This window comes from Silanimonas sp. (assembly GCF_027530345.1).
In the GTDB taxonomy this organism is placed as follows: domain Bacteria; phylum Pseudomonadota; class Gammaproteobacteria; order Xanthomonadales; family Xanthomonadaceae; genus Silanimonas.
Map to the genome: position 1 here is coordinate 115,498 of NZ_JAPZQK010000019.1, position 12,819 is coordinate 128,316.

Sequence of the window (12,819 nt, forward strand, 5' to 3'; positions counted from 1 at the left end):
GGTGTCGCCCCTAGGCCGCTGGGACGGGCGGAGCCGAAGCCCGGAGACCGGGCAGTGCGCCGAACGAGGCGAACGCGGCCACGATCAGCAAGGGAAACGCGGGTTGGAGGTAGTGGATTTTGGCCGCCGGGAACGACGACAGGTCAACGAGCATCAGCAGCCCGACGCGGCTTGCAAGCATGCACCACGTGGCGATGGCGACGACGTGCAGCGCATCGAGCCGCCTCCGTCGCCAGCCTGTCAGGCTGGCGGCTGCGAAGGCAAACAAGCCGGTCGCTGACAGCAGTGGGAGGGCCACGGCGTACAGGGCGTCGACGGCCTGTCGTGCGCGCAAGGGAGCGGGAAGGTTGGAGGCGGCCTCCCCGGATCCGCTTCGCACGGTGTCGATGAAAAGCTGCGATTCGCCGAGGCCTAACGGCATGCCGATCTGGTCGATGCTGGCGAGGGGCACGGTGGCTTGGCCGCTGGCGAACACGATCGCGCAGTCGTCGTCGCCGGGAAAGATCACCTCGAAGCGGCTCATGGCAGCGCCAGGATCGTTGAAGTGCGCGGCCACGTCTGGGCTCGGACGGCGTTCAAACGGCAGGGCGACGTTTCCGGCCTCGCATCGTCCCTCGGGCCAATCGCCCTCCGGTCCACGGAACCAGCCGCTGACCCGCACGCTGGTGACGGGCGGCGACCCGGCCATGCTCGGCTCGCCGACGAAGCGCCACATCCTCGTGATCCCGGGGTGGTCGGCATGGCTGGCCACCGGCAACGGCCTCGCGTCCTGCCAGAGCAACAGGCGCGCGAATCCGGCCGCACTCGGGCCGGCGTCCTGCCATTGGAACTGGTCGAGGCCAGGAAGCAGGGGGACGGTCGCGGGGACGCAGCGGAGACGCCCAGCGTCGCAGGCCGCTGAAACCTCAGTCGCCACCTGCGCGAAGAAGGCCTCGGAGGTCGACGCGCTGGCATAGGCGCCTGTGGACGCCGCTGCATCGCGCAAGGCCCACAGGAACCAGCCTCCGGCGTAATCGCCGCAGGTCACGGGCAACACCGCGCAGCCGGGGCGCGTCCAGCCTTTGGCAGCGCCTTCCAGAGCCGGCGCCAGTCGCGCGAAGGCCGGGCTTTGCTGGTAAACGACCTGACGCACCTTCGCCGGCACTGGCACGTAAGGCACGGTCTCGCCCACCCGCACCCGCTGCAGCGCGGACAGTGCCGCGGAGAACGAGCTGCGATGCATGTCGGTCAGTGCGAACATGCCGTAATGCAGCTGGTTTGCCGCCATCACGACCCCCGGCAGAACGCCAGCAGTCGCGGCCATGCAAGCCGCACCAAGGGCCAGACGGCGAGTGGCCGCACCCCCGTGACGCACGCCGGTGAGCCCCGTGCAAAGCAGGATTGCGAGGCCTGGAAGGAGCCAGACGCTGTCCTCACGCGTGCACCAGAACCATCCGGCCATCAGCCCGGCGGCGGCCATCCACCCCAGTCCGCGCCGGCCATCGCGCAGCGACGCGGCGGCGTGCATGACGCAGGCGAGTATCAGCAGGACCTGCGCCGCCGTGATGTTGTCCCGGAGCACGCGTCCCCAGGCGAAGGCCGCCGGCTGCCACTGCAGTGCGATCGTCAGTGCGAGCGCGAGCCAGGGGCGCCCGCCCAGACGGTGGACGGCCCAACCCAGCAGCAGCGTCGCCGAGGCGTAGAGCAGGGCCTGTGCCCAGGTCAGCGGCAGGCCGAAGGTGTGGGCGAGTGCGAGGAACAGCGGATAGCCCGCGCCCTTCATCAGGGTCAACGGTTCGTAGGCTCCGAGCCAAGCGCCACCGACGATCGATTCCGCACGCTGCCAGAACCAGGCGTCGTCATGCCCCGCGCCGGCGAGCATCGAGACCGGGAGCCCGGCGATCGCGACGATGGAGGCGATCGTCGACGCGGCCGCGAGACCGAGGGCGAGGTACCGCGGCCGGGCCGAGATGCGGGCCGCAACGTCCTTGTCATCCGCCGATCGGAATACGAGGCGCGACATCACCAGGTAGGAGAGGACAACGATCGTCGCGCCGGAAGCGAGGATGTTGACCTCGTCGGTGAGCCCGAGGCTACGCCCGAAGCGAACCATCAGCGCGATGCAGGCGGCATTGAGTAGCTGCAGCCCGCAGTAGGCCGCGAAGGATCGAGAGAGCCCCCCCCTGTGCCGGAACGCGAAGTTCCGTTGCATCAGGAAAACGATGGGCATCGCCGAGAGCACGCCGAGGAAGGCGGCGACTTCCGCCGGGGCGCCGGCGAGGTGGACCAGCAGTTGCGAAAAAAGGTTGTAGAGCAGGAAGCCGCAGCCCCCGACGAGGAGGAAGGCGAGCTTGCGGCGGGTTGGCTCCGCGAGGCGAACGGTCATTTCCTCGCGACAGGCAGGCGCAGCGCTTCGAGGAAGAAGCCGGAAAGGGCCAACTCGCCGCCGACAGCCATCAAGGTGACCGAAGGAATCACCCAGCGCATCACCTGGGACGGGTCCAATGCCCCGAAGTCCTGCGATACCCATAGGCCGACGGCGCGCAGCGACATCGCAATGCCGAGCGCGAACATCAAGCAGGCCACCACGAGGCAACGCTCCAGGGTCAACGCGTCCAGGAGGCCGCGGACCCTCGCGGTCTCGGGCAGCCATCCGTTGCGGATCCCCAGGAGGCGCGCCAGCGCGGCGAAAAGCACCATCTGCACACCGAGGACGACGGCCGCGCCGGCATAAGAGAGCGTGTGGACATCGAGGCTGATGCCACCCAGCGTCGGCCGCGTCGTCGCGATCACGACCATCCCCGATACGCCGGTGGCGACGAGGAGGCTGCCGGGGAGCAGGAACAGCCAGCGCGGACTGTGGAGCAGCAGAAAACGCAGGTGTCGCCAGCCATCCCGCCACGTGCGCAGATGCGGCGGCCGCGATCGCCCAGCGGGGCTCAGCGTCGTGGGAACCTCGACGATGCGGTAACGCGCAAGCGACGACTTCACCACCATCTCGCTCGCGAACTCCATGCCGGGCGTCGTCAGGTCGAGGGCGAGCATGCGGTCACGGGAGAATCCTCGGAGGCCGCAGTGGAAATCCCTCACCGGCACGCCGAAGAACAACCTCCCCAGCAGGCTGAGGACCGGATTGCCCAGGAATCGATGGAGGAAGGGCATGGCCCCTTCAGCGATTCCGCCGCGAAAGCGGTTCCCCATCACGAGATCGGCGCCGCCGCGCAGCGCCGCGACGAACGGGTGCAGGTTCAGGAAGTCATAGGAATCGTCTGCATCCCCCATGATCACGAAGCGGCCGCGTGCGGCATGAATGCCCCCGGACAATGCGGCGCCGTAGCCCTTTTGCGGCACTTCGATCACCTGCGCACCTTCCGCCCGGGCGATGTCTTGCGACCCGTCGGTGCTTCCGTTATCGGCGATCAGCACCTCCCCCTCGACCCCCGACGTCGCGAGGAATCGTTTTGCCTTGCGGATGCAGGCCGCCAAGGTCTCGGCCTCGTTCAGGCAGGGCATCAGGATGGTGAGTTCCACCGCATTCCCTGCGGGTGTGTGCATCGTCGAGTTCGAATCCATGGGCCGAATGCTAACAGTGCCCCGACCCCGGGCAGCGGCACGTGCAACCCGTCGCCCGCGTCAAGGACGTAGCACGAGTTTCCCGACACTCTGCCCCGACTCGATGCGGCGATGTGCTTGCGCCGCGTCAACGAGTGCGAAGGCCTCGACCGGCGGCGGCACCAGCCGGCCGTCGGCGAAGCGTTCCAGCAGCCAGAGCATTCCCTCGCGCAGCCGCGGCGCTTCCGCGGACAGGAAGCTGAGGTTGGCCGCCAACACGCTGCGGTTGCTGGTGGTCATGGCCAGCGGATTGAAGCGGGGCGTGCGCCACCAGTCCCAGGCCAGCTTCAGCCAGTTCACGCGGCCGTCCTTCGGCAGCATCGAGGCGAAGCCGTAGATCACCAGCTTGCCCATCGGGGCCAGCGCGTCGAAGCTGGCTTGCAGGGTCGAGACGCCGTTGGCGTCGAACACCGCGTGGAAGCCCTCCGGCGCGATCGCCTTCGCCGCAGCGACCCAGTCGCCGGCCGACTTGTCGATGACGTGCGTCGCGCCGAGCGCCTTCGCCGCGTCGATCTTGTGCGCGGCACCCACCACGCCGGTGGCCTCGACGCCCGCCAGCAGCGCCAACTGAAGGAGGGCACCGCCCACGCCACCGGCTGCCGAATGCACTAGCCACCGATCACCGGCACGCGGGTATACCTGCTGATGCGCCATGAACCACGCGGTCAGGAACACCGTGGGCAGCGCCGCGGCCTGCGCGCTCGACAGCGATGCCGGTGTCGCGAACACGCGGTCGGCCGGCAGGCAGATCGCGCTGGTGTAGCCGCCGAACAGGGTCACTCCGATCGCGCGGTCGCCGATCCGCCAGCCCTCGACGCCGTCCCCGATGGCATCGACCACGCCTGCCACCTCGAAGCCCGGCGTGATGGGATAGCCGTGCAGGCGCTTGGCGCTCTCGTACAGGCCCATGCGGATGATGCCGTCGGCGTAGTTCACGCCACAGGCTTCGACGCGCAGCCGCACCTCGCCGGCCTTCGGCAGCGGATCGGGGGACTCGACGAGGCGCAGGGCGTCGTAACCGCCCGGGCGTTCGATGACGATGCGGCGCACGCGGATCAGCCGCCCGCTGGTCGGCGCCAGCGCGCCACGCCCATGGCGATCGGCAGCGGAATCGCCAGCATCGCGATGAGCATCCACAGCGGGTGCGGCAGCAGGCTGAGATTGATGGCGCAGAGCCCCACCATCAGCAGGCCGAGGGCGATGCCGAGGCCCTTCCAGCGCGGCCGGGCGATCGTGGTGGCGACCAGCACGGCCACGGTGGTCGCGATGGCATAGGCCAGCAGTACCCACGCTTTCGCCGCGAGCGGCATCGCTTCGACGAAGCCCGCCATCTGCGCCGCGTCCTTCGGGTCGATGCCCGTGGGTAGCGGCCAAACGGCGTGTCCGACCGCCTGGAGGCCGGCCACCGTCAGCGACAGGGCGACGGCGCCGGCGAGGAACGCGAGGATCAAGCGAAGCATGGACGTCTCCCTCCCGAGGAGCGCCCAGCCTGCGTCAGCCCACGCCAAAAAGGAAACGGGCCCGAAGGCCCGTTCCTGGTCCAGCGATGGCGTGGCCGATCAGGCCGGACGCGTGCCGTCGCGGCGCTGGCCGCCCTGACGCTGGCCACCACCACCGTTGCCACCGTCGCGGCGCGGGCCGCCGGCGTGGCCCTGCGGGCGGCCACCGTCACGGCGCGGGCCGTGGGCATGGCCGTCGCGGCGCGGGGCGGCGGCATTGCCACCCGGGCGCTGACCATCACGGCGCGGCGGACGCGGACCGTCCGGGCGACGCGCGCGCTGCTGGCCGGCGGTGCTGTCGTCGTTGATGTCGTTGCCGTCGCGGAAGCTCCAGTCCGGCGGGAAGCCGTCGAGGCCGCGCACTTCCAGCGGGTCCTTGAGGATGCGCTGCACCTGGCGGAGCAGCTTGGCCTCGTCCTTCGAGACCAGCGACACCGCCTCGCCGGTGCAGCCGGCGCGGCCGGTGCGGCCGATGCGGTGCACGTAGTCCTCGGGGACCATCGGCAGCTCGAAGTTGATGACGCGCGGCAGGGCCGGGATGTCGAGGCCGCGTGCGGCGATGTCGGTCGCCACCAGCACGCGCACGGCGCCGCTCTTGAAGTCGGCCAGCGCGCGCAGGCGGGCGTTCTGCGACTTGTTGCCGTGGATGGCTTCGGCGCGGATGCCGGCGGCGGTGATCTGCTTGGCGAGGCGGTCCGAGCCGTGCTTGGTCTTGGCGAAGACCAGGGTCTGGTCCTGGAAGTGCGTGGAGAGCAGCTGCAGCAGCACTTCGCGCTTCTGGGTGTCGCGCACCGGATGCACGCGGTGGGTGACCATCGTGGCGACGGCGTTCGGCGGATTCACCTGGATTTCCTGCGGATCGCGCAGGGCTTCCTTGGCGATCTCGCGGATGGCCTTGTCGAAGGTGGCCGAGAACAGCATCGTCTGGCGCTGCTTCGGCACCATCGCGATGATGCGGCGGATGGCCGGCAGGAAGCCGATGTCGAGCATGCGGTCGGCTTCGTCGAGCACCAGCACCTGCACTTCGCGCAGGTCGACGTTGCGCTGCTGCATGTGGTCGATCAGGCGGCCCGGGCAGGCCACGATGATGTCGACGCCACGGCGCAGGGTGTTGGCCTGGTTCACCAGCGAGACGCCGCCGTAGACGACGGCCATCTTCAGCGACAGGTGCTTGGCGTAGTCGCGCAGGTTGTCGTGCACCTGCTGGGCGAGTTCGCGGGTGGGGGCAAGAATCAGGGCGCGCGGGTTGCGCGTGCGTTCGCCGGTGGCGAGCTTCTGCAGCAGGGGCAGGCCGAACGCGGCGGTCTTGCCGGTGCCGGTCTGCGCGCCGGCCAGCAGGTCGCGGCCTTCGAGGGCCGCCGGGATGGCTTCGGCCTGGATCGGCGTGGGCGTGGTGAAACCGAGGCCGTCGAGCGCACGGCAGAGCGCGGGCGTGAGCCCGAGGGATTCAAACGTCATGAGAGAACACTCCAAAAGCGAAAAACCCGGAGCGTTCCCTGGAACCGCGCTGCGAGAGGGTGCGGACGAACCGCTGACGGTGCCCTTGGGCGGGCGGAAGGGCCGGGGCGACGGCTTCAAGCCGAGGCGCGCGGCCGGCGTGGGGACCTTGGATCACCCGGCACCGGAAGCCGCGCACCCTACGGCAAGCGCGCCGCCCGCGCCAGCCCGGCGTTCGGACGGTTCAGCCGCGAGCCATCGGTCTCAGGCCGGTTGGGGCACCAGCAGCACGTCGGCGTCGAGCTTGGCCAGCAGGCGCTGACCGACGCTGCCGAGCAAGCCGCCGAGCCACGGGCCGTGGCCCCGGGTGCCGAGCACCACGAGGTCCGCGCCACGTTCTGCGGCCTCCCGTTCGACCGTCTCCGCCACGTCGCCGCGGCGGAAGTGCGCCACCCAGTCCGGGTAGCGGGCGGACAGCGCGGCGAAGCGTTCCAACGCGCCTTTCTCCGCCTCGGCGGTGAAACGCTCGAGCGCGGCGGGGTCGGGCTGGACGAGGGCGAGCGTGGCCTCCGGCAGCGAGGGATGCACGTGCAGCAGGTGTTTCTCCGCGGCCGGCGCGAGCACGGCGGCCCAGGGCAAGGCGCGCTCGGCGGTGGGGCTGAAATCGGAAGCGCCGAGCACCCGTCGCCAGGGCGCGGTTGCGGGCCGGCGGCAGACCAGCAGCGGCAACGGGCTGGCGTGCACGGCGGCCTGCGCGGTGGTGCCGAGCAGCCGCTGCCCCAGCCCGGTCGGGGCGTGGGCGCCCAGCACCAGCAGGTCGCCACCGAGCTCGGCAGCGAGGGCGCCGAGGTCGCGGCGCGGCTGGCCCACGAGGCAGTGCAGGGCGATATCGGGATGGGTCAGCGAGGCCAACCGGGCCCGTTGCTGGCGGAGACGTGCGAGGCCGGCTTCCTGCAGGGCTTCAAGGCCGATCCACGCCACGCTGCCCGGGTCGCCCCAGGCCGAGACGACGGGCAGCGGTTCGACCACATGCATCAGACTGAGCCGCGCCCCGAGGGCGACGGCGAGCGCATCGGCGCGCCGCAGCGCGTCGTCGGCGCAGGCACTGAAATCGCTGGCCACCACGAGGTGGGACGGGGCGGGGGTGGACGCTGCGTTCGACATGGCCGGAGCTCCCGGGGGCGATGAGGCCACCATGCGCGGCTGGAATGGGCTGTCGCATGACCTCGGTCAAGTATCCTGCGCCGATGTGGAACGACCTGCGCCGAGGGCTCTGGATCGCCCTCGCCTACACGGCGTTGGGGCTGGGCGTGATCGGCATCTTCCTGCCCGGCCTGCCGACCACGCCCTTCATCCTCGTCGCCGCCTGGGCCGCCGCGAAAAGCTCGCGCCACTTGCACCAGTGGCTGCTCGACCACCGCCTGTTCGGGCCCATGGTGCGCGACTGGCAGGCCCGCGGTGCGGTGAGCCGGAAGGCGAAGCGCATGGCCCTGCTGATGATGTCGCTATGCGCCGTGCTGATGTTCGCCACCGCGCCGCAGTGGTGGATGGCAGCGACCGGTACGGCCTGCATGGCCGTCGTCGCGATCTGGCTCTGGCGTCGGCCGGAGTAGTCCGCGGGGCCGCTCAGGGCGCCGCGTCGAGGATCCGCTTCGCGCCCTGGAAGCTGCGCGTCCAGTGCGGAGCGGCCAGGGCGTCGATGCGCACGCGGCCGCCGCGGCTGGGCGAATGGATGAAGCGCCCCTCACCGACGTAGATGCCGACGTGGTCGATCCGGCCCCGGCCCTGGCGGAAAAAGACCAGGTCGCCGGCGGAGAGCGCGGCTTTGTCGACCGGCCTGCCGGCGGCCGCGAACTGGTCGTTCGCGGTTCGCGGCAGTTCGAGCCCGAGCGATTCACGGAAGACGTAGGACGTGAAGCCCGAGCAGTCGAAGCCGCGCTGCGGCGTGGTGCCACCGAACCGGTAGGGTGTGCCGATCAGGCCCATCGCCTGCATCAGCACGTCGTCGGCGCGGAGGTCGAGCGGCACCGCGTCGCTGGTGCGATCGCTGTGCAGGGCGCGGGGTTCGGAGGCGCTCTCGCCGGACGTCTCGTCGCGGTCGCCGAGGCTGGCGCAGCCGGAGAGCAGGCCGAGCGCAAGCGCCAGCGCCGCGGCGCTTGGCGCGGTGCCACGGGCGGCGGGATAATGGCGGGGCAGGGCGTTGCGGCCGTTCATGGTCGCGGAGTCTGCCCCATCCCGTGCGCTGCCTTCCAGCGCCCCATCCCGAGTTTTGGAATTCCCATGAAGATCGAGAAAGACCACGTCGTCCGCCTGCACTACACCGTGTCCGAGGCGGGTGGCGAGGCCATCGAGAGCTCGCGCGAGAGCGAGCCGCTGGCCGTGCTGATCGGCCACAACGCCATCATCCCGGGCCTCGAGGCCGCCCTCATCGGCCGCGAAGCCGGCGAGACCTTCGACGTCACCGTGGCGCCGGACCAGGCCTACGGCGAGCGCCGTCCGGGTCTCGTGCAGCGCATCCCGCGCAAGCATTTCAAGAACCAGAAGCTGGCCGTGGGCATGCAGATCGTGGTCCCGACGCAGATGGGCCCGCGCCCGGTCACTGTCGAGAAGATCGGCCTGTCGGTGGTCGACGTCGACTTGAACCATCCGATGGCCGGCAAGAGCTTGAGCTTCAACGTCGAGGTCGTCGACGTCCGCGAAGCGACGGCCGAAGAGAAGGACCACGGCCACGTCCACGGCGAGGGTGGCGTCGAGCACTGACGCCCGCGCCCTTCCGGTAGCCACGACGCCCCCGCAGCCCCTAGGCTTCGGGGGCGTTCATTTTCAGAGTGCCCGATGACCCTTTCCGCTTCCGCGGCGCCCACCGCCGACCACGACCGACTGCCCGTCATGGACATCCTGCGCGGCTTCGCGCTGCTCGGGATCTTCCTGATGAACATCGAGTTCTTCACCCGGACGCTGCAGTCCTACTCGGGTGGCGTTTCGCCCTCCGAGGGCTGGGACCACGTCTTCGGCCTCGCCATCTACGTGGCCGTGCAGGGCAAATTCTGGGTGTTGTTCGCTCTGCTGTTCGGCATGGGCTTCGCCCTGATGCGCGACCGTGCCTTGGCCACGGGACGTCCGTTCTTCGGGATGTACCTGCGCCGCACGTTGCTGCTGGCGCTGTTCGGCGTGCTGCATATCGCGTTCGTCTGGGTCGGCGACATCCTTCTGGCCTACGCCATCACGGCACTGCTGCTGATGATGTTCGCGTGGCTGCGCAGGACGGCGGCCTGGGTGGTCGGCGCCCTCGTGTATCTCGGCATGGCGGGCCTTTGGCTGCTGATGGGCGTGGGTCTGATGTTCATGCCGGATTCGATGATGGAACCGGTGCGCGCGGAGATGATGGGCCTCGTTGCCGAGGCCGAACGCGCCGCGGCCGTTTACCGTGAAGGCAGCTTCGTCGAGATCACCGGCCAGCGGCTCTCGGATTTCCAGTTCCTTGCCACGGGAGCGTTGCCCTTCCAGGTCCCGATGATGCTGGGCGTGTTCCTGATCGGCAGCTGGCTGGTCGGCAGCGGTCGCCTTGCAGACCCGGTCGCCCATCGCGGGTTCTTCGTGAAGCTGGCGGTGGGTGGACTGGCGCTCGGTGCGCTGGGCGTCGCGGCCAGCGTGGCCTTGGGTACGCAGTTCGACCTCGTCGACGGCTTTGCCGAGGCGACCGCCGCCATGGGGTTGATGTCGCTGGGCAACCTGCCGCTCGCCCTCGGCTACCTCGCCCTCGTCGTGCTCCTCGCCACCGGCCCGCTGCGCGGGGCGTTCGGCGTCCTCGCGCCGGCCGGCCGCATGGCGCTGACGAATTATCTGATGCAGTCCGTCGTCGGCACGCTGGTCTTCTACGGCTACGGGTTGGGTCTCTGGGGCGAAGTCGGCCGCAGCGGGCAGGTTGGCATCGTGCTGGTGGTATTCGCCGCGCAGGTCGCCTTCAGCCACTGGTGGCTGGCGCGCTTCCGCTTCGGGCCGATGGAATGGCTGTGGCGCGCCGGCACCTACCTGCAGTGGCCGCCGATGCGGCGGGTGGCCGGTGCCTGAACCCCGCGACGAACTCCTCGTCATAGGCGGCGGCGTCATCGGCCTCGCCTGCGCGCAGGCGCTGTCCGCCGCCGGCCGCTCCGTGCGGCTGCTCGAACGCGACCGCATCGGCGCGGCGACCAGCCACGGCAACTGCGGCACGTTGACGCCGAGCCATGCGCTGCCGCTCGCTGCGCCTGGCATGGTGGCGAAGGCGTTGGGCTGGATGCTCAAGCCCGACGCCCCCTTCCTCGTGCGGCCGCGCTTCGACCCGGCGCTGTGGGCGTGGTTGCTGCGCTTCGCCGGCCGCTGCGACGAGCGTACCTTCCGCGCCGCGATCGCTCCGAAGGCCGCGCTGTTGAGCGCGTCGCAGGCCCTGCTGGACGCGCTGGTGCGTTCGCGCGGGCTCGATTGCGGGCATCGCCGCGATGGCCTGCTCTACGTCTGGCGCGATGCCGCCGCCTTCGAGGCCGGCTGTCGCAGCCATGCCGTGCTGCGGGAGCACGGTATCGCCGTGGACGAATGGGACGGCGCGCGCACCGAAGGCGAGGAGCCGGCGCTGCGCGAGGGCGTGGCGGGTGCGTTGTTCTTCCCCGACGACGGGCATCTGCGTCCGGATCGCTACACCGCCGAACTCGCCCGCATCGCCGTGCAGGACGGTGCCGTCATCGAGGAGGGCGCCGACATCGTCGATCTCGTCCGCGACGGCGACGCTTGGAAGGCCACCGCGCGCGACGGCCGGTCATGGCGCGCCCGTGAGCTGCTGCTGGCCAGCGGCCCGTGGGCCGCGCGCATGGCGCGCCCGCTCGGGCTGCGCCTGCCGATCATCCCCGGCAAGGGCTATTCGATCACCTACGAACGCCCGACGCTGGCCCCTCGGCGCCCCTTGGTGCTGAGGGACCATTCCGTTTGCGTCACCGCTTGGGACGACGGCTACCGGCTGGGCAGCACGATGGAGTTCGCCGGCTACGACGAGCGACTCACCCGCGCCCGCCTCGACGCCCTCGAACGCGGCGCTGCCGCGGTCCTGCGCGAGCCGACCGGCCCGACGAAGCGCGAAGAATGGTTCGGCTGGCGGCCGATGATCTGGGACGACCTGCCGATCCTGGGCGCCGTCCCCGGCCAACCCGACCTGTGGCTGGCGGTCGGGCACGGAATGATGGGCATGGGCATGTCGGCGGTGACCGGTCGGCTGCTGACTGACCTCGTGACCGGCCGGCCCCCCGTGATCGACCCGACCCCTTACGCCATCACCCGCTTCGGCTGAGCGACACTGCGCGCATGGACCTGTTCTCGCTCCGACGCGGCCGCGCGCCGCTGCTGATCAGCGTGCCGCACGATGGCGCGCACATCCCGCCAGACCTCGCGGCGCGCATGAGCCCCGAGGCGCGCACCGCGCCGGACACCGACTGGTGGATGTCGAAGCTCTACGGCCCGATTGCCGAGGCGCTGGACGCCTCCCTGATCGTTCCGACGCACTCCCGCTACGTGGTCGACCTGAATCGCCCGCCCGACGACGTCTCCCTCTATCCCGGCCAGAACACCACCGGCCTTTGCCCCGCCGTGCGCTTCAGCGGAGATCCGGTCTACCTGGACGGGCAGGGTCCGGATGCCGACGAGATCGCGGCGCGCGTCGAGACCTATTGGCGCCCCTACCACGAGGCCCTCGCGGCCGAACTGGCCCGCCTGCGCGCGCTGCATGGCCGCGTGCTGCTTTGGGAGGGCCACTCGATCGCTTCGACCGTGCCCTTCCTGTTCGAGGGCGAATTGCCGGAGCTCAACGTCGGCACGGCCGCGGGCGCCAGCTGCCGATTCGCCACGGAAGCGGGGCTCCGCGCCAGCCTCGAAGCCCAGTCGCGTTTCTCCTGGGTGCTCAATGGGCGCTTCAAGGGCGGCTACATCACCCGCCACTACGGTCGTCCGGACGACGGCATCGAGGCGGTGCAGCTCGAGACCGCCCAGCGCGCCTACATGGTTGAACCCGATGGGAGCTTCGTGCCGGAACGGGCTGCGCCGTTGCAGGGGCAGGTGCGCGCGCTCATCGAGGCCGCGCTCCGGGCCTGATCCGGGACGGCGCACCGGGTAAATGCGCGATAAACCGCGACGGAATCGTCAGCACACCGTCATCTTGGGCGTGTAAATCTATCGTTAACCGGGGCCCAGCCCGCCCCCCGGTGCACGGAGCCCGCCATGACCCCCGGAATGACCCTCGCCCGCTTCGTCGTCGCCGGCTTCATCGCCG

At 70.3% G+C, this 12,819-nt stretch carries 12 protein-coding genes; 5 read left to right on the forward strand and 7 right to left on the reverse strand.

Annotation, left to right across the window (positions count from 1 at the left end):
• Positions 1 to 10: 10 nt before the first annotated feature.
• The 6 genes from O9255_RS11025 to O9255_RS11050 all read right to left on the reverse strand — a co-directional run bounded on the left by O9255_RS11025 (position 11) and on the right by O9255_RS11050 (position 7,691).
• Positions 11 to 2,365 (reverse strand): GtrA family protein, encoded by a 2,355-nt coding sequence (locus tag O9255_RS11025; protein WP_297866906.1) that lies wholly within the window; start codon positions 2,363 to 2,365, stop codon positions 11 to 13.
• On the reverse strand, positions 2,362 to 3,552 hold the full coding sequence (locus O9255_RS11030) for a glycosyltransferase family 2 protein (RefSeq protein WP_297866907.1): 1,191 nt from the start codon (positions 3,550 to 3,552) through the stop codon (positions 2,362 to 2,364). Before O9255_RS11030 ends, O9255_RS11025 begins: the two co-directional genes overlap by 4 nt.
• 60 nt (positions 3,553 to 3,612) lie before the next feature.
• The gene (locus O9255_RS11035) at positions 3,613 to 4,728 is read right to left on the reverse strand and encodes a zinc-binding dehydrogenase (RefSeq protein WP_297866908.1); all 1,116 of its coding nucleotides are present in this window, start codon (positions 4,726 to 4,728) and stop codon (positions 3,613 to 3,615) included.
• On the reverse strand, positions 4,647 to 5,051 hold the full coding sequence (locus O9255_RS11040) for a hypothetical protein (protein WP_297866909.1): 405 nt from the start codon (positions 5,049 to 5,051) through the stop codon (positions 4,647 to 4,649). Before O9255_RS11040 ends, O9255_RS11035 begins: the two co-directional genes overlap by 82 nt.
• A 99-nt stretch (positions 5,052 to 5,150) precedes the next feature.
• The gene (locus O9255_RS11045; protein ID WP_297866910.1) at positions 5,151 to 6,548 is read right to left on the reverse strand and encodes a DEAD/DEAH box helicase; all 1,398 of its coding nucleotides are present in this window, start codon (positions 6,546 to 6,548) and stop codon (positions 5,151 to 5,153) included.
• A gap of 243 nt (positions 6,549 to 6,791) precedes the next feature.
• Positions 6,792 to 7,691, reverse strand: a complete 900-nt coding sequence (locus tag O9255_RS11050) for a universal stress protein (RefSeq protein ID WP_297866911.1) — start codon at positions 7,689 to 7,691, stop codon at positions 6,792 to 6,794.
• Between the two features lie 83 nt (positions 7,692 to 7,774).
• Here O9255_RS11050 and O9255_RS11055 point away from each other — a divergent pair, with 83 nt between their 5' ends.
• The gene (locus O9255_RS11055) at positions 7,775 to 8,140 is read left to right on the forward strand and encodes a YbaN family protein (protein ID WP_345781376.1); all 366 of its coding nucleotides are present in this window, start codon (positions 7,775 to 7,777) and stop codon (positions 8,138 to 8,140) included.
• A gap of 13 nt (positions 8,141 to 8,153) precedes the next feature.
• Here the strand turns inward: O9255_RS11055 and O9255_RS11060 are convergent, their stop codons facing one another.
• Positions 8,154 to 8,741, reverse strand: coding sequence for a C40 family peptidase (locus tag O9255_RS11060; protein ID WP_297866913.1), 588 nt, complete (start codon positions 8,739 to 8,741; stop codon positions 8,154 to 8,156).
• A 66-nt stretch (positions 8,742 to 8,807) separates the two neighbouring features.
• Between O9255_RS11060 and O9255_RS11065 the strand changes: the two genes are divergently transcribed.
• The 4 genes from O9255_RS11065 (at position 8,808) to hutG (ending at position 12,641) form a co-directional block, all read left to right on the forward strand.
• Positions 8,808 to 9,287, forward strand: coding sequence for a peptidylprolyl isomerase (locus tag O9255_RS11065; protein WP_297866914.1), 480 nt, complete (start codon positions 8,808 to 8,810; stop codon positions 9,285 to 9,287).
• 75 nt (positions 9,288 to 9,362) lie between these two features.
• Positions 9,363 to 10,598: a DUF418 domain-containing protein gene (locus O9255_RS11070; protein ID WP_297866915.1), complete on the forward strand. Its 1,236-nt coding sequence runs from the start codon at positions 9,363 to 9,365 to the stop codon at positions 10,596 to 10,598.
• Entirely contained in the window at positions 10,591 to 11,844 is a 1,254-nt protein-coding gene (locus O9255_RS11075) for an FAD-dependent oxidoreductase (protein WP_297866916.1), read from the forward strand. Before O9255_RS11070 ends, O9255_RS11075 begins: the two co-directional genes overlap by 8 nt.
• A 14-nt stretch (positions 11,845 to 11,858) precedes the next feature.
• Positions 11,859 to 12,641, forward strand: coding sequence for an N-formylglutamate deformylase (hutG, locus tag O9255_RS11080; protein WP_297866917.1), 783 nt, complete (start codon positions 11,859 to 11,861; stop codon positions 12,639 to 12,641).
• The last annotated feature ends 178 nt before the right edge of the window (positions 12,642 to 12,819 follow it).

What these genes read in the sequence shown, in the direction of transcription:
- O9255_RS11025 (WP_297866906.1), bottom strand. Translation starts at nt 2,365, where the DNA reads ATGACCGTTCGCCTCGCGGAGCCAACCCGCCGCAAGCTCGCCTTCCTC.
- O9255_RS11030 (WP_297866907.1), bottom strand. Translation starts at nt 3,552, where the DNA reads ATGGATTCGAACTCGACGATGCACACACCCGCAGGGAATGCGGTGGAA.
- O9255_RS11040 (WP_297866909.1), bottom strand. Translation starts at nt 5,051, where the DNA reads ATGCTTCGCTTGATCCTCGCGTTCCTCGCCGGCGCCGTCGCCCTGTCG.
- O9255_RS11045 (WP_297866910.1), bottom strand. Translation starts at nt 6,548, where the DNA reads ATGACGTTTGAATCCCTCGGGCTCACGCCCGCGCTCTGCCGTGCGCTC.
- O9255_RS11050 (WP_297866911.1), bottom strand. Translation starts at nt 7,691, where the DNA reads ATGTCGAACGCAGCGTCCACCCCCGCCCCGTCCCACCTCGTGGTGGCC.
- O9255_RS11055 (WP_345781376.1), top strand. Translation starts at nt 7,775, where the DNA reads ATGTGGAACGACCTGCGCCGAGGGCTCTGGATCGCCCTCGCCTACACG.
- O9255_RS11060 (WP_297866913.1), bottom strand. Translation starts at nt 8,741, where the DNA reads ATGAACGGCCGCAACGCCCTGCCCCGCCATTATCCCGCCGCCCGTGGC.
- O9255_RS11065 (WP_297866914.1), top strand. Translation starts at nt 8,808, where the DNA reads ATGAAGATCGAGAAAGACCACGTCGTCCGCCTGCACTACACCGTGTCC.
- O9255_RS11070 (WP_297866915.1), top strand. Translation starts at nt 9,363, where the DNA reads ATGACCCTTTCCGCTTCCGCGGCGCCCACCGCCGACCACGACCGACTG.
- hutG (WP_297866917.1), top strand. Translation starts at nt 11,859, where the DNA reads ATGGACCTGTTCTCGCTCCGACGCGGCCGCGCGCCGCTGCTGATCAGC.